Origin of the sequence: Streptococcus sp. SG2, from assembly GCF_030439925.1 — a bacterium.
Classification (GTDB): Bacteria; Bacillota; Bacilli; order Lactobacillales; family Streptococcaceae; genus Streptococcus; species Streptococcus gordonii.
In genome coordinates this window covers 666,529-693,096 of record NZ_JAQFJD010000001.1, presented here as the reverse complement: position 1 = coordinate 693,096, position 26,568 = coordinate 666,529, and the positions used below count along the sequence as shown (strand labels likewise).

Genomic DNA, 26,568 nt, shown 5'->3' with positions numbered 1-26,568 from the left:
CAATGCATTATTCAGAAATTATGGTACGCTACGGTGAGCTCTCAACCAAGGGCAAGAACCGCATGCGCTTTATCAACAAACTCAAACGCAATATCCAATCAGTCTTATCAATCTATCCACGGGTTCATGTCAAGGCTGACCGTGACCGCACTCATATCTATCTGCATGGAACAGACTATCAGCCGGTCGCTGAATCACTCAAGCAGATTTTTGGGATTCAGAATTTCTCTCCATCTTATAGGGTTAAAAAGTCTGTACCAGCCTTGATTGAAGCTGTTCAAACCATCATGAAGCAAGTCTATCAGGAAGGCATGACCTTTAAGATTACCAGCAAGCGCAGTGATCACAGCTTTGAGTTAGATAGCCGTGAGCTTAACCAGACGCTTGGCGATGCTGTTTTTGAGGCTATTCCCAATGTTCAGGTTAAAATGAAAGCGCCAGACATCGAGCTTCGCGTCGAGATCCGAGAAGAAGCGGCCTATATCTCTTATGAGACGATTCGTGGTGCTGGGGGACTGCCAGTCGGCACTTCAGGCAAAGGCATGCTCATGCTGTCGGGTGGGATTGACTCACCAGTGGCTGGTTATCTGGCTCTCAAGCGTGGTGTAGATATCGAGGCGGTTCACTTTGCCAGTCCGCCTTACACCAGTCCAGGTGCGTTGAAAAAAGCTCAAGATTTGACACGAAAACTGACCAAGTTTGGTGGCAACATCCAGTTTATCGAAGTTCCTTTCACAGAGATTCAAGAGGAAATCAAGGCCAAGGCTCCTGAAGCCTACCTGATGACCCTGACTCGTCGCTTTATGATGCGTATTACGGATCGGATTCGGGAGGAACGGGGGGCTCAAGTCATTATCAACGGAGAAAGCCTAGGTCAGGTAGCTAGTCAAACTATCGAGAGTATGCAGGCTATCAATGCTGTAACCAATACACCGGTTATCCGTCCAGTCGTGACCATGGACAAGCTGGAAATCATTGAGATTGCAGAAAAAATCGATACTTTCCAAATCTCTATCCAGCCATTTGAAGACTGCTGTACCATTTTTGCACCAGACCGGCCTAAAACCAATCCGAAGATCAAGAATGCGGAGCAGTACGAAGCTCGCTTAGATGTTGAAGGTTTGGTAGAGCGTGCCGTTGCAGGCATCATGATTACTGAGATCAGACCACAAGCAGAGACTGATGAAGTTGACGAGCTGATTGAGGAGCTGTTGTAAGAGTATAGAAGTAGCTTTTTACTAAAAGAATCTGGGATTATATCCATTGATGCTGAAGATAAAAGGGGATATTTATGAATGAGTGGGATTACTTCTTGAGTGGGCTCATACGAGCATTGTCTTGGAGAGATGGGCAAGATAATGCTTTGCTGTTTGGAATACCCAGTTGGACTTATTTACTTGGTCTCTTAGTTCATTTCCAGATTTTCCTAAGCTTGTATGCTTTCTTATTTTGGGGATATCATAAAGATATTAAGAAATCTGGCTCTATCAAGAAGTCCATGAGAAATAAATGGAATACCATACGTGAAAGCCAAAAAAGTAAAGGCAGAGCTAGATTTGTTACAATAACAGGCCTTTTTCTAATATTTTTTATCTTTCCTGCTTATGAAGGCTATCGAATTTCAAATGGTATTTGGCGTTATCATTATTTTACTAATCAGATAACCGAGCTAAAAACGGCTTTAGTTACTGGTGTTGATACCGAGACCGGAGGAAGTAAGTCTACTTATTCTCGTATTACCTTTACTATTAACGTTGATGGGAAAGAGCGAGAGGTTAATGTTTCAGATAGTAATAAAAGTCTTGCCAGATCAGCTAAAAAACATTTAAAGCCTCCGATAGATATTGAGGTTCATGTTAATCAAGAAGGGCAGATTGTATATTTGAAATAAAAGGAAGTATAGAATGAGGATATTTAGTTGAAAATCCGTTTTCATTGGGTAAAAATGCTTGTCAAAAGGGAAGAGAAGTGCTATACTTAGAGAGTTGACTATGCACATTCCTGTGCAACCGCACGAACATCGTTGCTCACATAGTGAGTATAAAGTGGTTCGTCCCACGATGCTAGGCGAGTCTTCACAAAAATACGGGGTACCCCCCAAAAAAAATCATAGGAGGTGCATAATGAGCACATACGCAATCATTAAAACTGGCGGAAAACAAGTTAAAGTTGAAGTTGGTCAAGCAATCTACGTTGAAAAATTGAACGTTGAAGCTGGTCAAGATGTTACTTTTGACGAAGTTGTTCTTGTTGGTGGTGAAAAAACTGTTGTCGGAACTCCACTTGTTGCCGGAGCTACTGTTGTCGGAACTGTTGAAAAACAAGGTAAACAAAAGAAAGTTGTTACTTTCAAATACAAACCTAAAAAAGGCAGTCACCGTAAACAAGGTCACCGTCAACCATATACTAAGGTTGTCATCAACGCGATCAACGCTTAATTTTCAGGAGAACACATGATACACGCAGTCTTTGAGAGAGCTGAGGATGGCGAACTGAGATGTGCAGAGATTACTGGACACGCCGGAAGTGGCGAATACGGCTTTGATGTCGTGTGTGCATCGGTTTCGACGCTTGCCATAAATTTTGTCAATTCAATTGAAAAATTCGCGGGCTATGAACCGACCTTAGAATTAAACGAAGATCAAGGTGGATTCTTACGGGTTGAAATCCCAAAAGATATTGCACCGAACCAGAGAGAAATGACTCAGCTTTTCTTTGAATCCTTTTTCTTAGGAATGGCAAACCTATCGGAGAACTCATCAGAGTTCGTCCAAACAAGAGTTATCACAGAAAACTAACACGGAGGAAAAACATTATGTTAAAAATGAATCTTGCTAACTTGCAATTATTCGCCCACAAAAAAGGTGGAGGTTCTACATCTAACGGACGTGACTCACAAGCGAAACGTCTTGGTGCTAAAGCTGCTGACGGTCAAACTGTTACAGGTGGCTCAATCCTTTACCGTCAACGCGGAACTCACATCTATCCAGGTGTAAACGTTGGCCGCGGTGGAGACGATACTTTGTTTGCAAAAGTTGAAGGCGTAGTTCGCTTTGAACGCAAAGGACGCGATAAAAAACAAGTTTCGGTTTACCCAATCGCTAAATAAGGTTATAAAACCACTAAACAAAAGGCTTTCTGAGAAATCAGAGAGCCTATTTTTTTGTTTTGATAACTGTTTCTTAATAAATAAGATGATGGGGGAAACCGTTTCCTTGACTTTAAAGTATTGAAATGATTGAATAGTTTTTATAAAAAATAAATCGGAGGGCATATGTTCCATTTTTTTACAAAAGTTGAAAGTATTTCAACAGCAGAATTAGAGAAAAGGTTGAAGACGAATATTAAGTTACTGGATGTTCGAACCCCATCTGAATATAACAGAGGGCACATCAAGGGAGCACTAAATATTCCTTTAGGTCAAATCGATCGCTATTCTCAATCAAAAGAAGAGAAGCTTTATGTGATTTGTCACTCAGGTGTCCGTAGCAGATTAGTAGCGAAAAAGCTTAAAAAGAAAGGCTATGATGTTGTGAATGTTTCTGGAGGCATGATGTCTTGGAAAGGGGATGTCGTTTAAAGTAAGTCAATAAAAAACTCTTTGCCAATTTTTAATGAATGGCAAAGAGAAGGAGTCGCTTATTTGACTGTTGTAGGGATGATATCTTTAGTTTTTCCAGAATGAGCAATCACACGATATTCGTTTGGTTTTGTTTCGTATTGGAATGCAATGGTTGTGGTGTCGTCTGGTAATTTTTGTGCAATGTCAGCAATAGTCTGGCGGAAACCTTGCAGAATTTGTTTGTCTTCCTCTGTAGCAGTATTATTATCAAAAGCAGCCATCATTTCCTTAGTACCAGCAGCTGTATCACCTTTGATAGAAGCTGTAATGACGGTATGTCCATTCGGGAAAGCTTCGTCTTTTACATCTTTTTCAACTTTAATATCAAAATCTTTAGAATTTCCATTTGGATCAAATATTGATTTCAGCTCATTGATAACATCTTCTTGAGAAGTACCAGCTGATTTGCTTTTTTTGGCAGTAGATACTGATGAAGTGACTTCTGAAGAAGATGATGAAGATGTTTCTTCAGTTGATTTCGCAGAGCATGCAGCTAAGACGATAAATGATAGGGCAGTTAAACTATAGAGTGAAATTTTCTTCATAGATTCCTCCTGGAAAGGTTAAGGTTATATTATTCTCTTATAACTGGAAAACAGTATCAAGAAATAAATTGTAGATATATTGTAACCAACGCTAAGCCAGTCGTCAAGCGACTTTCAGGCTTTTTAGGCAACTTGAGTAAAAAATCATATAAAGGATATAAGAACTACAGATGAACATAGAAAAAAAGTAGATGATGACCTACCTTACTGGTTTGTCCCACCTACTTTTTTAGTTTAGAAGATATTTTTCAATAGCTTTTGCAACCCCGTTTTCATCATTGGAGTCAGTGACGTCATCAGCAAGCGATTTAACATAGTCGCTTGCATTTCCCATGGCAATACCTAGACCTGCAAATTTTAGCATTTCCAGATCGTTGTTGGCGTCGCCAAGAGCCATGATTTCCTCTGCTTGGATATCTAATTTTTGGGCTAATTTTTCTAATGCAAATGCTTTGGTGACACCTGCTGGCATAACTTCATAAATCACATCCTGTGAGCGTACACCACTGAAACGCTGGCAGATATCAGAGGCATATTTTTCCTCAAAGATATCGACGATTTCTTTTTCTGCCAAGAACATAGCCTGGAACATCGTATACTTACCACTAACTGCCTCTTCAAGGCTGATTTCAGTGGGTGATGTAAAAACATAGCCTGTGTCTCGAACCACGATAGGGCTTGGTGTCTCTCCGACAACGAAATAGTGTTCTTCGTCAAATAAGGTAAGTTGAATGGAGCTATCTTGGGTTAAGCTATAGAGATAATGGATATCTTGCTTATCCAAGGCGACTGAGTCTATCACTGCCCAATCACTTGTTCGGTGGATGGCGCACCCATTGTCAACAATCACATATTCATCTTCTTGGGCGAGGCCTAAAAGTTCGTAATATGGTCGAACACCAAAAGGAGGACGACCTGTACAAAGGACTAGTTTCACACCGGCCTTTATAGCTTTGTGGATCGCAGAGATATTTTCTTGGGAAATCTTTTTTTGAGAATTCAAGAGAGTTCCATCCATATCAAGTGCAAGTAATTTTATCATTGTTTATCTCCAATATTAATCTGTGATAAGTATAGCATAATTTATGGATAAAGTCCGAGTCTATAGGAAAAATCGCGGGTCTTGTGTTATAATAAATAGAATACCCTAAAAGGATGAGAAAAATGAATTTAGAAGATTTGAAAAAACGTCAGGAGAAGATCCGCAATTTCTCCATCATTGCCCACATTGACCACGGCAAATCAACCTTGGCTGACCGGATTTTGGAGGCGACTGAGACTGTTTCTAGCAGGGAAATGCAGGCCCAACTCTTAGACAGCATGGACTTGGAGCGCGAGCGTGGTATCACCATCAAGCTCAATGCTATCGAGCTCAATTATACCGCAAAGGACGGGGAGACCTATATTTTCCATTTGATTGATACTCCGGGACACGTGGACTTTACTTATGAAGTATCACGGTCATTGGCAGCCTGTGAAGGGGCTATTTTAGTCGTAGACGCTGCTCAAGGGATCGAGGCGCAGACCTTGGCAAATGTTTATCTAGCGCTGGACAATGACTTGGAAATTTTACCAGTCATTAATAAGATTGACCTTCCAGCTGCGGACCCCGAAAGAGTACGAACTGAGATTGAAGATGTGATTGGACTGGATGCTAGCGAAGCTGTGTTAGCTTCTGCCAAGGCTGGTATCGGGATTGAAGATATTCTAGAGCAGATTGTGGAGAAAGTTCCGGCTCCGACTGGAAATGTAGAAGCACCACTCAAGGCCTTAATCTTTGACTCAGTCTATGATGCCTATCGTGGGGTAATCCTGCAAGTACGGGTTATGGACGGTGTGGTCAAGCCTGGAGACACCATTCAGCTCATGAGCAATGGCAAGACCTTTGACGTGACTGAGGTTGGCATCTTTACGCCTAAGGCTATTGGACGCGATTTCTTAGCGACAGGGGATGTCGGCTATATCGCTGCCTCTATCAAGACGGTACAGGATACCCGAGTCGGAGATACAGTGACCTTGGCGGATAATCCAGCCGCAGAACCTCTGCACGGCTACAAGCAGATGAATCCGATGGTTTTTGCTGGTCTCTATCCTATCGAGTCCAATAAATACAATGACCTGCGCGAGGCGCTTGAAAAGCTTCAGCTAAACGATGCCAGCTTGCAGTTTGAGCCAGAAACATCACAGGCGCTAGGATTTGGTTTCCGTTGTGGTTTCTTAGGCTTGCTGCACATGGACGTCATTCAGGAGCGTTTGGAGCGTGAATTTAATATTGATCTGATTATGACGGCGCCGTCCGTTATCTATAAGGTCAATATGACGGATGGTGCCTCGATTGATGTGTCCAATCCGAGCGAGTTTCCGGACCCGACTAAGATTGATTCCATCGAGGAGCCTTATGTCAAGGCGCAGATTATGGTGCCACAGGAATTTGTCGGAGCTGTGATGGAGTTGGCTCAGCGCAAGCGCGGTGACTTTGTGACTATGGACTATATCGATGATAATCGGGTCAATGTCATCTATCAAATTCCGCTTGCTGAAATCGTCTTTGACTTCTTTGATAAGCTTAAGTCTTCTACCCGTGGCTATGCTAGCTTTGACTATGAAATCTCCGAGTATCGCTCATCCAAGCTGGTTAAAATGGATATTCTCCTCAATGGTGACAAGGTTGATGCTCTCAGTTTTATCGTTCACAAGGAATTTGCCTATGAGCGCGGTAAGCTGATTGTAGACAAGCTCAAGAAAATCATTCCTCGTCAGCAGTTTGAAGTACCTATTCAGGCCGCTATCGGACAGAAAATCGTGGCTCGGACTGACATCAAGGCCCTGCGTAAGAATGTCTTGGCCAAGTGTTATGGTGGTGACGTTTCCCGGAAGCGCAAACTCCTAGAAAAACAAAAAGCCGGTAAAAAACGGATGAAAGCTATCGGATCTGTCGAAGTCCCACAAGAAGCCTTCCTCAGTGTCCTGAGTATGGATGATGAATAATCTCTTAAATCCATAGGTAACATGTTCCAAAAAGGAGGAAAATCATGAAACGATCGTACTTACTTGGTGCAGTCCTTGTATTGACTTCACTTACACTTATGTCTTGTGCAAAATCTCAACAAAAAAGTGAACAAACGAGCTCATCGACCAGTTCAAGTGTTCAAGTGAAAAAGGATAGTTCAGACTCTTCTTCTAAGGAAAGCAAGAGCAAAGACAATCAAGAAAGAAAACGAGTTGGCTCTCCTGAGTTTGGCTATATCGATATTCCTAGTAATTGGGTTAAATTTGTCGATGTAGATGTTGAGGGACTCGTTCAATATACCGATGGCTCTACCTATAATATCGTTACTATGAATGCTATTTCTAAGTCAGAGGCAGAAGTAGGTGAGGGTGAGACCTTCAATGCAGAAACGATTGCTCAACGTGTAGCTTATAATTGGAGTCAAAAAGATAATCTTGAAAAGATGTGGGGAACTAAGAATACCGTATCTGGCCAAGAAGCATTTCAACTTAACATCATCTTGAAGTCAGGACAACTTGCTAATACATTGGTTTTCCAAAAGGATGATAAAGTCTATATACTGTCCATTGAAGGTGACAAAGAAACTATCAATGACTTCTTGGAAAACATGAAGGATACATGGAGTCTCGACGAAAAAAATTCAAATGCTAAGATCTAAAAGACTCAGAAAAATGAGATTGACTGAGGGTCATCTCATTTTTTGATGTGTTGATGATAAACACTAAAAAGATAATTAGAAAGTAAAATATGTCTCAAGAAATCGATCTTGAAAAGTACCACCAACTAGCCCTGCAAAAGCAGAAAGAGCATCGAAAATTTTTAGCCAGTCTCAAGAAAAAACCACCAAAAAACCTCGATAAGATTGCCCAGCAAATTCATGATGAGGTCTTTGAAGAGATCGACTGTACAGCCTGCGCCAATTGTTGTAAGACGCTGGGACCAGACTTTAAGGAAGCCGATATTGTCCGTATTGCCAAGTATTTTAAGATGAAGCTTCCGGCTTTTGAAGAGGAATTTCTACAGGTGGACGAAGACGGTGACAAGGTCTTCAAGTCTATGCCTTGTCCTTTTTTAGGTGGAGACAATCTCTGCTCGATCTACGATGTCCGTCCCAAGGCCTGCCGCGAGTTCCCTCACACAGACCGCAAGAAGATTCATCAGATTAATCATCTGACAATCAAAAATACTCTGACCTGTCCAGCGGCTTATCTCTTTGTGGAGAAACTGCGGGATAGGTTGTAACATCCCCCTCTAAATCTTGTACAAAAATTCTAGGGTGGAAGTATCTGAGATCTGTTAGACTATAGTTAGAATTGAACACGGTCTAAAAGTTGTGTGAAAAAGATAAAATTTTCTCGGAGCAGGAGCCCCTCCGCCAATTTTCCTATTTTCACTTTGTTTTTAACGGCCTTAGTATCTTTTGTGAGGTAAAAAGAATATGATGCATCAATTCAATCGAACCATGGAATACCTGGAAAGTAAGTTAGACGCAGAAGTGGATTTGCAGAAATTTCAGCAGCTATCAGGCTATTCTTATGCTCTCTTTAGCAGGCTCTTCTCCATCCTAGCAGATATGACTTTAGCAGAATACTTGCGCAATCGCAGACTGTCTGAAGCTGTGACGGACTTGCGAGAAAGCTCTGAGAAAGTCATTGATATAGCACTCAAATACGGCTATGATTCTTCGGATGCCTTCAGCGCAGCCTTCAAGAAATTCCATGGTGCGACTCCCTCAGAAGTTCGAAATGGAAAACCTTATCGGGTTTTTCCTAGACTTCAATTATCCTTAAAGATTACAGGAGGAAAGAACATGGATATCAAGATTCAAAAGAAACCTGCTTTTACCGTAGCAGGCATCCTATTGGAAGCTATTGACAATAGCCAGTGCCCATCTGCCTGGGAGCAGCTCTATGCCAATCACAGCTTTGAAAGCCTGGAGAGTCTGGGCAGTGGCCAATCCTTTGGCGTCTGCTCGGATGTCAAAGAAGGCGAAATCATCAACTATATGGCTGCCTATGATGTGAAGGATAAAGCCAAAGCAGAAGAACTAGGTCTGTCAATCAAAGAAATAGCAGAAGCTGAATATGCTATCGTACCAGTCAAGGGGGCTATACCAGCCAGCATTCACCATGCTTGGAAATATGTCTTGGAAGTCTTTTTCCCAGAAACTGGCTATCGCCACTCAGGAGCACCAGATTTTGAAGTCTACACCGAGGGAGACATGTCCTTGCCAGACTATCAAATGGAACTCTGGATACCAGTGGTGAAATAAAATGTGAATCGAGGCTGGGACAAAAGTCCTAGCCTCTCAATTGTCTTTGGATTGTCGAGCAAGACGCAGTGGTTGAGTGGGCTCTACTACGCTGATTCCATCAGCTTTTACAGCCCAACTCAACTGTGCGGAGGTGGGACGACGAAATCGAATTCTAACGAATTACCGATTTCTGTCCCACTCTCGTTTTTTTGTGGCTTGTGGTATAATAAACCTACTAAAGATGCAGAAAGGATTTCGACCTTGTCATATAAATTTCTACTTTTCGACCTTGACCATACGCTGCTGGATTTTGATACGGCAGAAGACATTGCCCTGACTCAGTTTTTGGAGGAACAGGGCGTGACGGAGATTCAGATCTACAAAGACTATTATATTCCCATGAACAAGGGGCTTTGGCGGGATTTGGAACAGGGGAAAATCACCAAGCTGGAGCTGGTCAATACGCGCTTTTCTCGTCTTTTTGCTCATTTTGGCATTGAGAAGGATGGGGCCGAGCTGGCCCTTCTCTATCAGCAGCATATTGCTCAGCAAGGACAAACCTATGCTGGTGCAAGCGAGCTTTTGGACAGTCTGACAGCAGCTGATTATGAGATTTACGGAGCGACTAATGGCATCACAGCTATTCAGACTGGTCGCATGGCCCATTCCGACATCTCACCCTATTTTAACCATATCTTTATCTCGGAGCAGATGGGGACACAGAAGCCTGAAGCTTTGTTTTATGAAAAAATAGCAGAGCAAATACCAGCTTTTGAGAAGAGCCAGGCTTTGATGATCGGAGATTCGTTGACTGCTGACATTGCCGGTGGAAACAATGCAGGGATTGATACGGCTTGGTATAATCCGAAGAGGGTTACTAACCAAACACAGGCTAGACCAACCTATACCCTTCAGTCTTATCAAGATTTGTTGGATTTGTTGTTACAATAATAAGAAGAGGCGGTTCGGCCTCTTTTCTGCTATAATAGACCTATGAATAAGCTAATCCAATCAAAACTGGAACTGTTGCCGACCAGTCCCGGCTGTTACATTCACAAAGATAAAAACGGTACCATTATCTATGTCGGTAAAGCCAAGAATCTTCGCAATCGGGTTCGTTCTTATTTCCGCGGAAGCCATGATACCAAGACGGAGGCTCTGGTATCAGAGATTGTCGATTTTGAGTTTATTGTCACCGAGTCCAACATTGAGGCCTTGCTTCTTGAGATTAATCTAATTAAGGAAAACAAGCCTAAGTACAATATCATGCTCAAGGACGATAAGTCCTATCCTTTTATCAAGATCACCAATGAAACCTATCCGCGCCTAATCATCACGCGCCAAGTCAAAAAGGACGGTGGGCTTTATTTTGGTCCATATCCGGATGTCGGTGCGGCCAATGAAATCAAGCGTCTCTTAGATCGGCTCTTTCCTTTCCGCAAGTGTACCAATCCGCCTGAAAAGGTCTGCTTTTACTACCATCTGGGACAGTGCAAGGCCCACACTATTTGCCAGGTAGACAGCCAGTATTTCAAGGAACTAGCCCAGGAGGTAGCGGCCTTTCTCAAGGGACAGGATGACCAGATTATTGAGGATTTACGGGGGAAAATGGCTGGCGCAGCGCAAACTATGGAGTTTGAAAAGGCAGCTGAGTACCGCGACTTGATTCAGTCCATTGGCACGCTGCGCACCAAGCAGCGGGTCATGGCCAAGGATTTGCAGAATCGCGATGTCTTTGGCTACTATGTGGATAAGGGTTGGATGTGCGTACAGGTCTTCTTTGTCCGCCAGGGCAAGCTAATTGAGCGCGATGTCAACCTTTTTCCCTATTACAATGATCCGGACGAGGATTTCTTGACCTATATCGGCCAGTTCTACCAGGAAAAATCCCACCTCAAGCCTAATGAAATTTTGATTCCGGCAGATATTGATGAAGAAGCTGTCCGAGCCATGGTGGATACCAAGGTGCTTAAGCCTCAGCGAGGCGAGAAGAAGCAGCTGGTCAATCTGGCTATCAAAAACGCCCGAGTTAGTCTCCAGCAGAAGTTTGACCTCTTGGAGAAATCAATTGAAAAGACTCAAGGTGCTATTGAGAATCTAGGGCAGCTCCTCAACATTCCGACGCCAGTTCGCATCGAGTCTTTTGATAACTCCAACATCATGGGGACCAGTCCTGTATCAGCTATGGTGGTCTTTGTCAATGGTAAACCAAGCAAGAAGGACTATCGCAAGTATAAGATCAAGACTGTGGTGGGACCTGATGACTACGCCAGTATGCGAGAGGTCATCAAGCGACGCTACAGTCGGGTGATTCGGGATGGACTGACTCCGCCTGATTTGATTGTCATTGATGGTGGACAAGGTCAAGTGAATATCGCTAAAGAAGTTATCCAGGATCAGCTGGGACTAGATATTCCCATCGCTGGACTGCAAAAAAATGACAAGCACCAGACTCATGAATTGCTTTTTGGCGATCCTTTGCAAGTGGTAGAATTATCCCGCAATTCGCAGGAATTTTTCCTACTTCAGCGTATCCAAGATGAGGTCCACCGCTTCGCTATTACCTTCCACCGCCAGCTCCGCTCTAAAAATTCCTTTTCATCGCAGCTAGATGGTATTGAAGGCTTGGGACCGAAACGCAAGCAAAATCTCATGAAACACTTCAAATCTCTAACCAAGATTAAAGAAGCCAGTGTTGACGAGATCGTCGAAGTCGGCGTACCACGAGCAGTCGCTGAAGCAGTGCAAGAAAAGTTGAATCTGAAAACTCAGGAGCAGCAACAAGCACGGTTGCGAGAGGTGGCAGAGCCACAAGCAGAAATAGAATAAACAGATTTCTGATGAAGACAGTGTAAACAATCTTTAGTTATAGAATGGAGAAAAATTCAAGCAATGTGAAGTAAGCATTAGAAGGCTTAGAATATTTGATATCGAAATAATTTGACATTGAAATAATTTTATAATATAATATTCCTATTCTTTATTAATAGGAGACACTAATGAAAAAAATTGTTACAGCTAGTGTAGCGCTTTTATCGGTTATAACTTTAGCAGCATGTTCTGGAAAATCAACTTCAGAATCTTCTGATAAAGCTTCAAGTTCTGTAGAAAAAACTTCTACTTCAAAGAGTTCATCAAGTAGCTCTGAAACTTCATCAAAAACAGCTAGTTCTGATCTAAAAACTCCAGAAATTGTTCTTTTGACAGATGAAGAAATTGACAATGCTAAAACAATTGGCGATATGAAAGCTCTTTTTGGTAAGTTGATTGACAACTATAAGAAATACATTACCGAAATCGGTAATAAAGTTCCAGAAGCTGGAAAAGAAGCATACAATCAACAAGTCCAACCAGCAATTGAGTCTATGGAAACTTCAAGAGAAACATTTAACAATACACTTTCAGCCGCTGGTCCGGATGATACAGTAGTTCCAGAACAAAGTCGTAACCTGTTTCTTCAACAGTTGAAAACAGGACGTGATGCTATGAAGCAGGCTATTGAAGGTGCTTATAAATCTCTTGCTCCGCTTATTTCTGGACAATAATATCTCAACAAAGTAGGTGATTGTCACCTGCTTTTTTTGTACTTAAAATTAATAGTTATAAAAGAGATAGCGTGTGACACATAAGAAGTAGATGAACTTATGATTGTTGGTGAGGAGAAAAAATCATAAACTATACCGTTTCTAAAATGATCCATAAGTTCTGGAAGATAAACCACCCAGAGGATGGTTTTCACGTTTTCAGTCAGTTTTTGATATACTAGATTCAAACTAAACAGTCATTTACTTAAGGAGCAAGCATGAAACAAAGAATTGCCATTTTATCTGATATACACGGAAATACGACTGCCTTAAAAGCAGTCTTAGCAGATGCCAAAGAGCTAGAGGCAACCGAATACTGGCTTCTGGGTGATCTTTTTCTTCCTGGACCTGGTGGAAATGATTTGATGGACCTTTTGGAAGGACTGCCAATCGCTGTAGCAGTCCGTGGAAATTGGGATGATTGCGTTTTAGAAGCTTCAGATGGTGTCTATGGCTTGGAAGACCCTCAAGAAGTACAACTTTTGCGCCTTACTCAGTATTTGATGGAACGGCTTGATACTCGCTATATCGACTGGTTGAGAAGTTTGCCACTTCTTGACAAGATTGAAGTGGATGGTTTGCGTTTTTCACTTAGTCATAACTTACCTGATAAAAACTACGGTGGAGCTTTACAGGTGACAAATGAGACTTCAAATTTTGATCATTTGCTGGATGATGGAACGGATATAGCCGTTTACGGTCATGTTCACAAGCAGTTGCTTCGTTATGGAAGTCAAGGACAACAAATCATCAATCCAGGAACGATTGGAATGCCCTATTTTGATTGGCAAGCTTTGAAAAATCATAGGGCTCAATATGCGATCATAGAGGTTGAAGATGGAGAAATGGTGAATCTTCAGTTCAGGAAAGTAGCTTATGACTATGAAGCGGAGTTAGAATTGGCCAAAGAAAAAGGACTTCCCTTTATTGAAATGTATGAAGAACTACGACGTGAAGATAACTATCCAGGACATAATAAGGAACTTTTAACTTCCTTGATTCAGCAACATGATTATGTGGAGGAGGTCAAAGATTTCCTTCAGAAAATAAAAAAATGAAAGTTAAAGAGAGATGACCTTAAATTTTGATAAACATAGAGATCATTTGGAACAAGATATTCGAGAAGAACTTCAGAGTATTTATATAGACAAATTCAAAATACTAGACATTAAAGAGAATATTCTGGGACCCTATTGTCCAATATTTTTATTTGAGATAAAGCTTGAGGACTATCGGGATAGATTAGATATTTTAGTTGATGGTAGTGATCTGATACTAAAGTGGGGAGAGGAAAAATACGCGATTCAGTATAAGTATGATCGCGAAAGTCTAAAGGAAGGACTGGAAAGAATTAAGCTCTATCTAGATCAACCAGAATTGATTTTTTCCGAACCTCTAAGTCCTAGAAATGTCCAACTGAAGTCTAAAGGCATTGAAAGAATGATTGCTAATATCTTTGAGGGGAAAACGAGAACCAACTGCTGGGAAAAATCTGACCAAAAGGATGGGGATTATAAAGCTCTTATCACGAATATCTTGCCTCGCTACCAGGCTTCTTTTACACTTGAGTTAACAGAACAACACTTTATCGTGAAAGATATTTTTCCTCTCAAGGCCGACATAGGAAATCAAGGTTTGCAGTTGCATCAGCCGATCGATTTAACCTCCTCAAATATGGCTTCTTTCTTGAGTCAATTTAAGGAATTTCTAGAATCTAACTTGGAAAAAGATGAAGAAAATTTAATTGACTCAATGTCTGTCTCCGAGCTTATTTTGTCTGCTCCTCTTAGGCCTGATACTGTAGGGGTAAAGGTTTTACAAGTACAGAGGATTATCAGCACAAGCTTCACAAAGGACGTTTCTTTTTTTGAAACGACTAAGATGATGAAGGATGGTAGTCTTTATGAGGTTGATTTTTTTGCAAAATCCAACTTTTATTCGGCAATCTTTTCTATTACTTTGATCGGCAGGCATTTTTATCTTCACGTGACTAGGCCAAATAAAGCAGACTTGAAAAATTATTGGGATTTATTTGGTTATCCCTATGAGTTAACTGAGGAAAATCTTAGAAAGGTAATAAAGACAGCAGAGACATATTTTGCTAGTCATCTAAAAAAGGAACAAAAGCCATCGGGTTCTAATAAGAGTAAATCTCAACTAATTCATAAAATAAAAACTCAAGCAAGAAAAAAGAACGAGGCGCTTGCGAAAGAAAAAGCAGACAAGGAAGTTTATTTAGGACTGAGAAAATTGTGGAAACTGCAGTTTCTGATTTTCTTTATCCTGATAATTATGGCGTTTGTCATAGAAGTTTATATGACTGGAGCAGGCTATAAAGCCTTTAAAATGAGGATTCAGTTTAGTCGGGTTTCGGTTCATAGTTTTTCGCTCCTCTTTATTACCGTGTATGGCTTTTTGACACTCTATATCACTGGCTTGAAGATCAATGGATTTTTGAAGCAGTATCCTCGTTGGAAAGGTCTTCCGACCAAGGAAAGTCGTCTTCCTAAAAAGGAGACAGGTTTGACATTCTTGGTGCTTTTTATTGTTCTTTTTCTAGGGGCCATTGAATTAACCCTTCGCAAGCCTGAACCAAAAGTAGAGATACCTAAGATTGATCAAAATCTAAACAAGGCCTTTGAGCAAGAAAGAAGCTCTAGTTATAGTGATTTGATAAAGGGCTTAAGAGATTCAAGTAGCCAGAATGGAGAAAGCGAAACTTCTGCTACAGAATAACCTTAGCAAGTGGCAAGAGCTGATAGTCCTATCTTATAGAGAATGAAAAACCTCTGCAAACTCTTACAAAATATGATAAAATGAAGCTAGTATATTAAGAAAAGGAAGAGACCTATGAAATTTCTAGAACTCAATAAAAAGCGTCACGCAACCAAGCATTTCAATGATAAGCCGGTGGATCCAAAGGATGTCCGTACAGCGATTGAAATTGCGACTTTGGCACCTAGTGCCCACAATAGCCAGCCATGGAAATTTGTAGTAGTACGAGAGCGCAATCAAGACTTAGCAGAAATTGCTTTCGGCTCTAACCAAGATCAGGTTAAAGAAGCACCAGTAACCATAGCCCTCTTTACGGATACAGATTTGACCAAGCGGTCTCGTAAGATTGCGCGTGTGGCTGGAGTTAAGAATTTCTCTGACGAGCAACTTCAATTCTACATGCAAAATCTACCAGCTGAGTTTGCTCGCTATAGCGACCAACAAAAGAGTGATTACTTGGCCCTCAATGCTGGTTTAGTAGCTATGAATCTCGTTCTGGCTTTGACTGACCAGGGCATAGGATCCAACATTATTTTAGGTTTTGATAAATCTAAGATTAATGAAGTCTTGGAGATTGATGAGCGTTTCCGTCCGGAACTCTTGATTACGGTTGGTTATACTGATGACAAATTAGAGCCTAGCTATCGTTTGCCAGTTGACGAAATCATTGAAAAACGTTGATACAGCTGTATTGATTTAAATCGAATTAGAGATTGGGGTAATATAATGACAATTGATTTTAAAGCAGAAGTTGAAAAACGCAGAGAAGCTCTCTTGGCCGATCTGTTCAGCCTTTTGGAAATTAACTCAGAGCGGGATGACTCCAAGGCGGACAAGGAGCATCCTTTTGGACCTGGACCTGTTCAAGCCCTACATAAGTTTTTAGAAATCGCTGAGCGCGATGGCTATGAAACCAAGAATGTAGACAATTACGCTGGTCACTTTACTTTTGGTGAGGGTGAAGAAGAACTGGGAATCTTTGCTCACATGGATGTGGTCCCTGCTGGAAGTGGCTGGAATACAGATCCTTACAAACCTGAAATCATTGATGGTAAACTTTATGCGCGTGGTTCATCAGATGATAAAGGGCCAACTATGGCTTGTTACTATGGTTTGAAAATTATCAAAGATTTAGGATTGCCTGTATCTAAGCGCGTTCGCTTTGTGGTGGGGACTGATGAGGAATCCGGTTGGCAAGACATGGACTATTATTTCAAGCATGTTGGTCTGCCTGAACCAGACTTTGGTTTTTCACCAGATGCGGAATTTCCAATTATTAACGGAGAAAAAGGGAATATCACCGAGTACCTCCATTTTGGAAATGAAAATACTGGGAATGCTAAACTTCATAGCTTTACAGGTGGCCTCCGTGAAAATATGGTGCCAGAGTCTGCAACAGCAGTTGTATCCGGACAATTACCAGATCTTGCTGGTCTCTTAGATGCCTTTGCCAAGGAACACCAACTTCAGTACGAAATCTCAACTGTTGATGAAGAAACCTATACCATTACGATCATTGGGAAATCTGCCCATGGATCAACTCCCGAAGATGGGATCAATGGTGGAACCTATTTGGCCCTCTTGTTGAACCAATTTGACTTTGGTGGTGATGCCAAGGCTTATTTGCAAGTAGCAGCTCGAGTTTTGCACGAGGACTTTACTGGTGAAAAGTTAGGAATTGCTTATACGGATGCTAAAATGGGTGCTCTTAGCATGAATGCTGGTGTCTTCCATTTTGACAGTTCTAAGGCTGACAATACTATTGCTCTGAACATCCGTTACCCTCAAGGTACTGATCCAAAAACGATTCAAGCTGGTCTTGAAAAAGTCACTGGTGTTGTATCAGTGAGTTTGTCTGAGCACGGTCACACTCCGCACTATGTTCCAACAGATGATGAATTGGTAGCAACTCTTTTGAGTGTTTACGAAAAACAAACGGGTCTTAAAGGACATGAGCAAGTCATCGGTGGTGGAACCTTTGGTCGTCTCTTGAAACGTGGAGTTGCCTTTGGTGCTATGTTCCCAGACTATGTCAACACCATGCACCAAGCTAATGAATTTACAGATGTAGAAGACCTTTTCCGTGCTGCGGCTATTTATGCGGAAGCTATCTACGAACTAATCAAATAATCCACTACTCGGCCAGTTTTTCTGGCTGAGTTTTTCCATAGAAGGAGTTCTTATGTCAAAGATTGAAACTATTAAACAAGCCATTATGGCAGATCCTCAAAATAAAGAATATACGGATAAAGGAATCGAACCTCTCTTTGCAGCCCCAAAGACTGCCCGTATCAATATCATCGGACAAGCTCCTGGGATGAAGACAGAAGCTGCTGGCATTTACTGGAAGGATAAAAGCGGTGATCGTCTGCGGGAGTGGTTAGGAGTTGACGAAGATACTTTTTACAATTCTGGTTTGTTTGCAGTGATTCCCATGGACTTTTATTTCCCAGGGCATGGAAAATCAGGTGACCTACCACCTCGCAAAGGCTTTGCTGAAAAATGGCATCCTAAACTCCTCAAGGAGTGTCCGGATATTGAGTTGACCCTCTTGATTGGACAATATGCCCAGGCTTACTATCTTCATGAGAAAGTGAGTGGCAAGGTAACTGAACGGGTTCATCATTTTAAGAACTATTTGCCAGAGTATTTTCCACTAGTTCACCCTTCTCCCCGCAACCAAATCTGGATGGCTAAAAATCCTTGGTTTGAGGCAGAAGTTGTGCCAGAATTGCAAGCGTTGGTGCAAAAGATTATTCATCAATAAAGGAGAAAAACTATGGATGCTTATCAACAAGTGGCTAATAAGTTGCAAGAGTTGGGGATTACCTTTGATGTGGTAGAGCACCCACCTGCATTTACGACAGAGCAGGCAGATAGCTATATTGAAGGCATGGAAGGAGTTCGGACTAAGTCCATGTTTTTGACCAACAAGAAGAAAACTCAATATTATCTTCTGATTATGGATGACAAGAAAAGTCTGGATATGGACTTGTTTAAAGAGCTAGTTTCAGCCAACCGAATTCGTATGGCTTCAGCGGATTCCCTCTATGAAAAAATGCAGTTGCCACCAGGAACGGTATCGCCTTTTGGCCTGCTTAACAATGAGGAGAAGGACATTCAAGTTTATTTTGATAAGGACATTGTATCAGAGGATATCATGACTTTCCATCCCAATACCAATGAAAAGACTATCTTTATCTCGACAACAGATTTATTTAAGTTCCTGCAAGATTTGGGATATTCTTATGAAGTCCTGGAGCTTTAGCCAAGCATTTTGCTGGGATTTCGGACTCGTTGAAACAAGAAAGGAGCTGAGAATATGGCGTCGAGCAAGGAATATTTGACTTTTATCTTGGAGCAGTTATCTGATTTAGATGGGGTCAGCTATCGGGCCATGATGGGGGAGTACATCCTTTATTACAAGGAGAAAATAATTGGTGGTATCTATGATGATCGGCTCTTGGTCAAACCAGTCAAATCGGCTCAGAAATATATATACCTGAAGCTGTGCTGGTGTCTCCTTACCCAGGTGCTAAAGAAATGCTATTAGTAGACAATGTGGACAGCAAAGACTACCTAACCACCTTATTTAAAGCTATGTTTGATGAGCTTCCCGCCCCAAAAGCTAAAAGAAAAAATAAGTAGTAATAAACCAGTTTCTGATCAAACTAGTTTTTTGTCATAATGAAATGCTTCTTAACAGGATTGTAAGTGTTTTACAGTGGAAACTAAATCTTTGACAGCTATTATTCTATTTAATATAATTAGAAAACACTTATATATATTAATATTATAAAGGAAGCGAAATGACTAAAAAGCTTAACTGTGACTTTTATATCGGGAAGATCCACAGATTATCCAACCGACTCATGAATCGGATATTACTAGACCAAGAGATTCAGGATTTTAACGGTGAACAGAGACGAATCTTTCATGCCTTGTGGCAGCAAGATCGACTGAGCCAAACGCAACTAGCAAACAAGACAGGGCTTACACTAAACACTCTAACTAAGATGTTGGAGCGGATGATGGAGATGAATCTGGTTGAACGCTGTCCCCATGAAAAGGATAGGCGCAGGAAAGTCATTTGTTTGACAGATCATGCTAAGAGTCTGAAAGATGATTATGATCGAATTTCTAAGGAAATGACAGAAATCATATATCAAGATTTTTTACCAGAAGAAGCAAAAGATTTTGAAAGTTGTCTAGAAAAAATTCTGCTGAATTTGGAGCGAGTTGAAAAAGAAGAAGTATGAGCGAGACCATAGTACTATCTGGAATTTAAAAGAAGTCTTAGTATAGTGGTGATGGATTCAAATATAAAATGCCTTCCAGTGTCTCTTATAGCTTCTGGTTTCCACCATAAGCATTGCCGGTTAAGTTAAGTCTAAGTTTGATTAGTTACACTATCCAGAAAAAGGGAGGTGATCCTATGAAAAAAATGAAGGCTATTGTTATTTATGATCCGGGAGGACCAGAAAAACTTCTATTAGAAGAGAGACCTATTCCTGTATTACGAGAAGGATGGACTTTGGTTAAGGTTAGAGGATTTGGAATAAATCATTCAGAAATCTTTACACGGCAAGGCTTGTCACCTAGTGTTAGCTTCCCTAGAATTTTAGGCATTGAATGTGTTGGCCAGGTAGCTGAGACGACTCGGACAGATTTAGAGATTGGTCAGAAAGTAGTTTCCATCATGGGAGAAATGGGTCGAGCTTACGATGGCTCATATGCTGAGTACGTTCTCCTGCCAAATGACCAAGTTTATCCTATCGAAACCAGTCTGCCTTGGGCTGAGTTAGCTGCAGTTCCCGAGACCTATTATACAGCTCTTGGATCTTTAAAAAATTTGCATATTAAGCCCGAAGATAAGATTTTAGTTCGGGCGGCAACCAGTGGTGTTGGTCTAGCGTTTGCTCGCCTCGTCAAGGCTCAGTTTCCTGACGTTCATATCCTTGGTTCGGTTCGAAGTGGTTCTAAACAATTTTTGCTTAAGCACCAGGCTTATGATGACATTGTTATTGATCAGGATGGTCGGTTAGAGACCGAAGAGCAGTTCGATAAAATTCTAGAGTTGGTAGGTCCATCGACTATTAAGGATTCATTTGATCATATTGCTCCGGGCGGAATTATCTGTGTAACTGGTCTCTTAGGAGGACAGTGGGAGCTAGAAGGCTTTAACCCAATTGAAGAAATAAAGAATAATAGTTTTATGACGACCTTTCACTCAGCTCAAGTCAACCAAGAATTGATGGATGAGTTGTTTGACTATATTGACCGATACCAAGTAGATGTTTCCCCGAGGCGCGTTTTTTCCTTGGAAGAAGTGCCCGAAGCTCATGCTTATATTGAAGGGAAGACAGGTTTTGGTAAGGTTGTGATTATCAACGAAAATAAATAGGAGGAGCATGATGAAAAAGATTAGTGCAAAAGAATTACAAGGTCTTTTACAGACTGAAAAGATTGAATTGATTGATGTTCGTGAAGTAGATGAGTTTGCAAATGGGCATATAGCTGGCGCTCGAAATTTGCCTCTTAGTGGCTTGGCAGAAAACTATCTTAGCTTGGACAAAGAGATTTCCTACCATGTTATTTGTCAAAAAGGAGGTCGGTCTGCACGGGCGTGTGAATTTTTGGAAGGCCAAGGTTATCAAGTGACCAATGTGGAGGGCGGAGTCGAAGCTTATCCTGATGAATTGACGCAATAGAAATTTTCAGAAGACTACTAAAATTTATTGAAATTTTGGAGGTCTTTTTGTAGAATGTAGTTAAGAATTTCTCTTGTTTTTCATGCTTTGTGAATGGAGGTTTTTCCATGAAAATGAAAACAATAGCTTATTTATTGCTTGCCTTCTCTGCTTTTACATTAGTTGCTTGTTCTTCTGATAAGAAAGATAATTCCAAAACCTCGGGATCGACTTCGGACACTCAACAGGTAGAAAATCAAGCAAAAGATAAGAAAATAACCGAAAAACAAAAGGATACTAGTCTTTCTTATAATGGAAGTTATTATAGTCTACAAGGAAAGTATGAGGAAATCCTGATTGTAAATAAAAAGTACCCTCTCTCTTCTCATTACAATCCTGGAGAAAATCCTACTGCCAAAGTAGCTTTACTTAAGTTGATTGCGGATATGCAAGCTGCTGGATATGCTGTCAGTGACCAATACAGTGGCTTCCGTAGTTATGATACTCAGCTAGAACTTTACCAAAATTATGTCAATCGAGATGGAAAGGAGGCTGCCGATCGTTATTCAGCCAGACCTGGATACAGTGAACACCAGTCTGGTTTAGCCTTTGACCTGATTGATACAGAAGGAAATCTGCTGGAAGAACCTGGTGCCAGTCAGTGGCTTTTGGACAATGCTTCCAATTATGGATTCATTGTGCGCTTCTTAAAAGGTAAGGAAACTTCAACAGGCTATATGGCAGAAAGCTGGCATCTGCGTTATATTGGACAAGAAGCTAAGGAGATTGCTGATTCAGGTAAATCATTAGAAGAATACTTTGGTATTACCGGAGGAGATTATCAAGATTGATCGAATGTGGCTTCGTCTTTTCTATAGGTCATTATAAAATAAAACAAGGAGGACAGATTTATGAAGTTTTACAAAATTGATACATCAATTGATGTTGTTGAAACTCCCGTCGAAGAAAGGGGTCGTTTGATCCGTCATCTTCATTTGGCAAAGGGGAAGGAAATTCCTGAACATAAGGCTGATGCATTAGTGACAGTAGTTTGCTTGGAAAGTAAGGTGAATTTTACTGCTTTAGGAGAAACTGTTCAAATGCTTCCAGGAACTTTTCTTACAATGGAACCCAATGAACTGCACAGTTTATATGGTGTGGAAGAAAGTCACGTCCTAGTCATTCAGCAATTGATTTATTAAAAACAAAAAAGAAGTCTGATGTTTTACATCAGACTTCTTTTTTAATCGAGTTCTAAGGTGGATTAAATAAAGAGAAGTGGATCTTCTAGTTATGGATTGGTAGTTACAAGACCTTGTTCATTAAAGGTATATTGTTTGCCATTGATTAGAAGAGTTTCACTGTGAGCCATTTTCCCATCTTCTTTAAGGTAATACGAACCCTGCCAAGCATTTGATAGCATGGATCCATCTTCAGTAGCAAAGTAATACCATTCGTCAGCGACCTGTTGCCAACCAGTTAACATTTCCCCGTTTACTGGATTAAGATAATAAGATTTTCCATCATCTCCTATTTGGTGAAGTCCTGTTAGCATATAGCCATCAATCGGTTGAAAATAATACCATTTTCCTTGAATATTTTGCCAGCCTGTGAGCATGCTTCCGTCTGTTGGATTAAAATAATACCAGGCTGGCCCTTCATGGTTACCAGCACCTGTTAATTGTTGCCATCCAGTCTGCATATCCCCATTTTTATCATGGAAATAATAACATTCACCGTTTTCACCAATCTGCTGGACTCCATTTAGCATGTAACCTTCAGCAGGATCAAGGTAGTACCACTTACCTTTGATATTCTGCCATCCCGTTTTCATATCTCCATTTTCTGGGTCGAAATAATACCAAGATCTTTCTTTGTAGTATCCAAAACCATCTAATTCTTGCCAGCCAGTCAGCATATAGCCGTTGACGTTGAAGAAATAATACCTTCCATTAATTTGCTGCCATTGATTTCTGGGAAAACTACCATCTGGATATTTGTACCACCAACCCTTCTTATCTTTAATCCACTGTCCATCTGTGTGATTAGTGATTTGCGGTCGAATCTGTTGGGCTTGAACAGAAATACCATCTTGTGTCACTAAAGTTGCTAATAGACCAACTAACAATAAAAGTTGTATAAGGAATAGCGAGCGACGTTTCATTTTTTCCTCCTTCAAAGGTTTCAGCTGAAGTGAAATAAAAATTTCACAGAGAGAAGTGTTACTGCAGTTAAGATACCATATTTTCTTTTATTCTTCAAACAAACAGAAATATCTAATTTATTAAAGCATATTTATTATTTGCATTTGTAAGCAAAAATAAACGAGTCTATCTAGATGGCCTTAAAATAAGTATTTATAAGAATGTAATATTCTTCTATTTTAGATAAATATTTAAAATAACAAATCTTTCAAAAATTAGTGATATATTAAAATCATATTTTGTTTCATGTATAAAACAAAAATAAACACTGATTTATAGCTATAATACCTTTTTGTATGAAATAGCTTCACAGATCAAACCATAAAAGCGCTTACTGTCTTGTTTACAAATAAAAAATAGGGTTAACTCTTAAAATATCAGAAAATTGCATGTAAAATAAAACAAAAACGAACATAGATAAAAAATAGAATTAGATTAAGAACAATATTAAAAAAATAATTTTGAAAATAAGAACAAATTTCTTGCTTTGCCTAAATTTTTGTGTTATAGTTTAGGTCGATGTGAAATATGCATAAAAAAGAATTTTTTAGCAATATAGATGTCGGGCGAATTTTCTCATCTGTCAAATTATTTGTCTCAAAAGTTTACGTGAAACTGACTGATTAAAATATGATTGATGTTGATCTAAAGATTTTATGTCCAAGATGTCTTATTTACTGAAGAATTATTTTTTGTCATGGCACGTCTAAAATATAAGATCATTCTAAAAGATAAATGAATGATTTTGGAGGTTTATTATAATGTCGAAACGTTTAAGATTTTTATCTTGTTCAGTTTTAGCTGCAGCAGCAGTGATTCCAGCTTTTTCTGGAAATACTGTTCAGGCCGCTGACTACTATGGTTATAGTTCTCGCTATAGTAACTTATACCAACCAGGTGTTAATTACTGGAATACTGGCTTCACAAGTCGCCGTAATACAGTAACTAACAACCGTACTAGTCGCCACAGCAATCGTCGTAGCAATCGTTATAACAACTATAGCTACGGTTACAATAACTATGGCTATGGTTATGGTTATGGCTATGGCTATGGTTACAATAACTACTATTTAGGTTCTAATATTTGGGATTATTTCTATCCAAATTACAACTACAATAACTATGGTTACAACTACAATAATTATGGTTACAATGGTTGGAACAACTACAATAACCTAGTAAACGATGAAAACTATATCTACTGGAATGGTAATCACTACTACCGTATGAACGATGGTAGCTACCGTATTTACCGTGACGGTGAATGGAAACCGTTGACAAACAATAGCAACAACAACTCATCATCTAACAATTTGGAAAACGATCCTCATTACCGTTATGAAAATGGCTACCATTACTATGTATTAGAAAATGGTGACTATTACTATTACCAAGATGGTAAATGGGTATTGGTTAAGAATTCAACCAACAATTCAACAACTCCATCACCTCAAGCTCAGCCGGAAACTCCAAGTACAGAACAACCAGCTGAAGATCCAAAACCAGCACAACCTGCAGAGGATCCAAAACCTGAAGTTCCAACTCCAACTCCAGCACAACCTGAGGCTCCAACTCCAGCGCCTAGCGATAAGCCTGAAGAGCCTACTACACCTGCTGAACCAAAACCAGAACAACCAACAACTCCAAGTGTTGATTTACCAGAAAATCCACCAATTAACGGTGCTGATAGTGAGTTTGATCCATTTAATCCAAAACCAGCGCAACCAGCTGAAGATCCAAAACCAGCACAACCAGAACAGCCAGCAACACCTGGAAATTCAGGATTGGTGACAACTGACGAACCTAGTGAAAACCAAATCCCTGCTTATGTTGAAAAACCAGCAGAAGGTTTGGAACATTTAGCTTGGGCACCAAATGGACAAACTCCAAAATTGGTTTACCCACCAGGAAAACCAGGTGATAAAGCCCTTAAGAATGATAAAAACTACTACTTCGATGGTAGCACGCATTACTACTATGTACCATCTAACTCAGAGCGTACAGGTTATTCACCATATTGGAAGTGGATTGGTGGAAAATGGAAACTTCAAGGTATGACTGATCCTAACGATCCAGCTCTTGATCCAAAACTTCACGAAAATACTGCTGACGATGAGTACATGTACAGTGATCAAAACTCTAGCGTGAAACTCTACTCAACAAACTTGGTAACTACTGCCAAAGCTGGTCAACCATTGCCATTCAAGAACGTTGAAGAGTTCAAGAAATACGTTATCGAAAAAATGAATCCTAAATTCCTTGATAACGCTGGATGGGATGCTAAAGTTGAGTGGGAAATCGAAGATGCAGATATCTTTGATAAGACCAAAGAAAACCCATATGCTAAGGACTATGTCTTGGTTGCAAACCTCAAGAGTGGTGTTGAGGATAAGAAATACAGTGACGTAGAATTTGGTTATGTGAAGTTTGTTTACCGTGTTGAAGCGACAAACGATACAAACTACGACTATGTTTCAAAAGCGAAAGAGGCTTTTGCTAAAATCAATGAGACTCGTAAGGCTCAAGGTTTGAAAGAGTTGACTTGGTCAGAAGATATTTATCAAAACCAAGCACTTCCGAAAGTAAACGAGATTTCACGTCAGTACGATAGCACAGGCTTTGTCGGACGTCGTGACGAAGATGCAGCTACTGTCGTTAAGAAATGGGCAAACAGCGGTTTGAGAGAATTGCTTCTTGATCCAAACGTAACTGAAGGAGCTGTAGCGACAGTCGTAGATGGAAACGGTGTATACTACTGGACTTACAACTACAAATAATCAATCTTTTCCTAATGATTTCACTTAATTAACTAGAAAATCCCTTAAGATTAAATTCTTAAGGGATTTTTGTTCAAAAACTTCAATAGTATATATGCAAAAAAACA

The 26,568-nt window shown here is 40.3% G+C and carries 28 protein-coding genes, 1 pseudogene and 1 other annotated feature; of the genes and pseudogenes, 26 read left to right on the top strand and 3 right to left on the bottom strand.

The window, feature by feature from the left end; translation table 11 throughout:
- Positions 1–2: 2 nt before the first annotated feature.
- The 6 genes from thiI to PCY09_RS03325 all read left to right on the top strand — a co-directional run bounded on the left by thiI (position 3) and on the right by PCY09_RS03325 (position 3,580).
- Positions 3–1,217, top strand: a complete 1,215-nt coding sequence (gene thiI, locus PCY09_RS03350) for a tRNA uracil 4-sulfurtransferase ThiI (protein WP_061600789.1) — start codon at positions 3–5, stop codon at positions 1,215–1,217.
- 74 nt (positions 1,218–1,291) lie between these two features.
- Positions 1,292–1,891 (top strand): hypothetical protein, encoded by a 600-nt coding sequence (locus PCY09_RS03345; protein ID WP_061601861.1) that lies wholly within the window; start codon positions 1,292–1,294, stop codon positions 1,889–1,891.
- A gap of 106 nt (positions 1,892–1,997) precedes the next feature.
- Positions 1,998–2,085: a sequence feature (ribosomal protein L21 leader region), on the top strand.
- A 38-nt stretch (positions 2,086–2,123) separates the two neighbouring features.
- Positions 2,124–2,438 (top strand): 50S ribosomal protein L21, encoded by a 315-nt coding sequence (gene rplU / locus PCY09_RS03340; protein ID WP_009754237.1) that lies wholly within the window; start codon positions 2,124–2,126, stop codon positions 2,436–2,438.
- A gap of 15 nt (positions 2,439–2,453) precedes the next feature.
- The gene (locus tag PCY09_RS03335) at positions 2,454–2,798 is read left to right on the top strand and encodes a ribosomal-processing cysteine protease Prp (RefSeq protein ID WP_012000277.1); all 345 of its coding nucleotides are present in this window, start codon (positions 2,454–2,456) and stop codon (positions 2,796–2,798) included.
- 17 nt (positions 2,799–2,815) lie between these two features.
- On the top strand, positions 2,816–3,109 hold the full coding sequence (gene rpmA / locus PCY09_RS03330) for a 50S ribosomal protein L27 (RefSeq protein WP_003032879.1): 294 nt from the start codon (positions 2,816–2,818) through the stop codon (positions 3,107–3,109).
- Between the two features lie 165 nt (positions 3,110–3,274).
- Positions 3,275–3,580, top strand: a complete 306-nt coding sequence (locus PCY09_RS03325; RefSeq protein ID WP_061601860.1) for a rhodanese-like domain-containing protein — start codon at positions 3,275–3,277, stop codon at positions 3,578–3,580.
- A gap of 59 nt (positions 3,581–3,639) precedes the next feature.
- Here PCY09_RS03325 and PCY09_RS03320 read toward each other — a convergent pair whose 3' ends face one another.
- Together PCY09_RS03320 and PCY09_RS03315 are read right to left on the bottom strand one after the other, a co-directional pair.
- On the bottom strand, positions 3,640–4,167 hold the full coding sequence (locus PCY09_RS03320; RefSeq protein ID WP_008808966.1) for a hypothetical protein: 528 nt from the start codon (positions 4,165–4,167) through the stop codon (positions 3,640–3,642).
- 229 nt (positions 4,168–4,396) lie between these two features.
- On the bottom strand, positions 4,397–5,209 hold the full coding sequence (locus PCY09_RS03315; RefSeq protein ID WP_061601859.1) for a Cof-type HAD-IIB family hydrolase: 813 nt from the start codon (positions 5,207–5,209) through the stop codon (positions 4,397–4,399).
- A gap of 122 nt (positions 5,210–5,331) precedes the next feature.
- Between PCY09_RS03315 and lepA the strand changes: the two genes are divergently transcribed.
- From lepA to PCY09_RS03220, 19 genes and pseudogenes are all read left to right on the top strand, one after another.
- Positions 5,332–7,155 (top strand): translation elongation factor 4, encoded by a 1,824-nt coding sequence (lepA, locus tag PCY09_RS03310; RefSeq protein WP_061601858.1) that lies wholly within the window; start codon positions 5,332–5,334, stop codon positions 7,153–7,155.
- A gap of 44 nt (positions 7,156–7,199) precedes the next feature.
- Positions 7,200–7,835 carry a hypothetical protein gene (locus tag PCY09_RS03305; protein ID WP_061601857.1) on the top strand — a complete coding sequence of 212 codons (636 nt, stop codon included), beginning with the start codon at positions 7,200–7,202 and terminating at the stop codon, positions 7,833–7,835.
- An 89-nt stretch (positions 7,836–7,924) separates the two neighbouring features.
- Entirely contained in the window at positions 7,925–8,419 is a 495-nt protein-coding gene (locus tag PCY09_RS03300) for a YkgJ family cysteine cluster protein (RefSeq protein ID WP_045773754.1), read from the top strand.
- Between the two features lie 196 nt (positions 8,420–8,615).
- Positions 8,616–9,449 carry an AraC family transcriptional regulator gene (locus PCY09_RS03295; RefSeq protein WP_061583496.1) on the top strand — a complete coding sequence of 278 codons (834 nt, stop codon included), beginning with the start codon at positions 8,616–8,618 and terminating at the stop codon, positions 9,447–9,449.
- Between the two features lie 243 nt (positions 9,450–9,692).
- Positions 9,693–10,382, top strand: a complete 690-nt coding sequence (locus PCY09_RS03290) for a YjjG family noncanonical pyrimidine nucleotidase (RefSeq protein WP_061583494.1) — start codon at positions 9,693–9,695, stop codon at positions 10,380–10,382.
- Between the two features lie 42 nt (positions 10,383–10,424).
- Positions 10,425–12,260 carry an excinuclease ABC subunit UvrC gene (gene uvrC / locus PCY09_RS03285; RefSeq protein WP_061583493.1) on the top strand — a complete coding sequence of 612 codons (1,836 nt, stop codon included), beginning with the start codon at positions 10,425–10,427 and terminating at the stop codon, positions 12,258–12,260.
- Between the two features lie 170 nt (positions 12,261–12,430).
- Positions 12,431–12,976, top strand: a complete 546-nt coding sequence (locus PCY09_RS03280) for a hypothetical protein (protein ID WP_008808949.1) — start codon at positions 12,431–12,433, stop codon at positions 12,974–12,976.
- 257 nt (positions 12,977–13,233) lie between these two features.
- Positions 13,234–14,073 carry a metallophosphoesterase gene (locus tag PCY09_RS03275; protein ID WP_125392219.1) on the top strand — a complete coding sequence of 280 codons (840 nt, stop codon included), beginning with the start codon at positions 13,234–13,236 and terminating at the stop codon, positions 14,071–14,073.
- Between the two features lie 13 nt (positions 14,074–14,086).
- Complete coding sequence (locus tag PCY09_RS03270) at positions 14,087–15,751, top strand: hypothetical protein (RefSeq protein ID WP_061601854.1); 1,665 nt, start codon at positions 14,087–14,089, stop codon at positions 15,749–15,751.
- Positions 15,752–15,865: 114 nt separating this feature from the next.
- The gene (locus tag PCY09_RS03265; protein ID WP_012000291.1) at positions 15,866–16,471 is read left to right on the top strand and encodes a nitroreductase family protein; all 606 of its coding nucleotides are present in this window, start codon (positions 15,866–15,868) and stop codon (positions 16,469–16,471) included.
- A 45-nt stretch (positions 16,472–16,516) separates the two neighbouring features.
- A complete protein-coding gene (gene pepV, locus PCY09_RS03260; RefSeq protein ID WP_061601853.1) occupies positions 16,517–17,920 on the top strand; it encodes a dipeptidase PepV in 1,404 nt (467 codons plus the stop codon).
- Positions 17,921–17,972: 52 nt separating this feature from the next.
- Entirely contained in the window at positions 17,973–18,557 is a 585-nt protein-coding gene (locus PCY09_RS03255; RefSeq protein ID WP_045634594.1) for a uracil-DNA glycosylase family protein, read from the top strand.
- Between the two features lie 12 nt (positions 18,558–18,569).
- Entirely contained in the window at positions 18,570–19,058 is a 489-nt protein-coding gene (locus tag PCY09_RS03250) for a prolyl-tRNA synthetase associated domain-containing protein (RefSeq protein ID WP_061600763.1), read from the top strand.
- 54 nt (positions 19,059–19,112) lie between these two features.
- Positions 19,113–19,438: pseudogene (locus tag PCY09_RS03245) on the top strand (TfoX/Sxy family protein).
- Between the two features lie 161 nt (positions 19,439–19,599).
- Positions 19,600–20,049, top strand: coding sequence for a MarR family transcriptional regulator (locus PCY09_RS03240; protein ID WP_061600760.1), 450 nt, complete (start codon positions 19,600–19,602; stop codon positions 20,047–20,049).
- A 176-nt stretch (positions 20,050–20,225) separates the two neighbouring features.
- Positions 20,226–21,194 (top strand): zinc-binding alcohol dehydrogenase family protein, encoded by a 969-nt coding sequence (locus PCY09_RS03235; RefSeq protein ID WP_061601851.1) that lies wholly within the window; start codon positions 20,226–20,228, stop codon positions 21,192–21,194.
- On the top strand, positions 21,187–21,501 hold the full coding sequence (locus PCY09_RS03230; protein ID WP_082245457.1) for a rhodanese-like domain-containing protein: 315 nt from the start codon (positions 21,187–21,189) through the stop codon (positions 21,499–21,501). Before PCY09_RS03235 ends, PCY09_RS03230 begins: the two co-directional genes overlap by 8 nt.
- 113 nt (positions 21,502–21,614) lie before the next feature.
- Positions 21,615–22,331 carry an LD-carboxypeptidase LdcB/DacB gene (ldcB, locus tag PCY09_RS03225; RefSeq protein ID WP_061593777.1) on the top strand — a complete coding sequence of 239 codons (717 nt, stop codon included), beginning with the start codon at positions 21,615–21,617 and terminating at the stop codon, positions 22,329–22,331.
- Positions 22,332–22,391: 60 nt separating this feature from the next.
- Positions 22,392–22,682, top strand: coding sequence for a cupin (locus tag PCY09_RS03220; protein WP_125392222.1), 291 nt, complete (start codon positions 22,392–22,394; stop codon positions 22,680–22,682).
- An 89-nt stretch (positions 22,683–22,771) separates the two neighbouring features.
- Here PCY09_RS03220 and PCY09_RS03215 read toward each other — a convergent pair whose 3' ends face one another.
- Positions 22,772–23,644, bottom strand: coding sequence for an N-acetylmuramoyl-L-alanine amidase family protein (locus PCY09_RS03215; protein ID WP_061593768.1), 873 nt, complete (start codon positions 23,642–23,644; stop codon positions 22,772–22,774).
- Between the two features lie 801 nt (positions 23,645–24,445).
- Here PCY09_RS03215 and PCY09_RS03210 point away from each other — a divergent pair.
- Positions 24,446–26,461, top strand: coding sequence for a hypothetical protein (locus PCY09_RS03210; protein WP_061601849.1), 2,016 nt, complete (start codon positions 24,446–24,448; stop codon positions 26,459–26,461).
- Positions 26,462–26,568 lie beyond the last annotated feature (107 nt).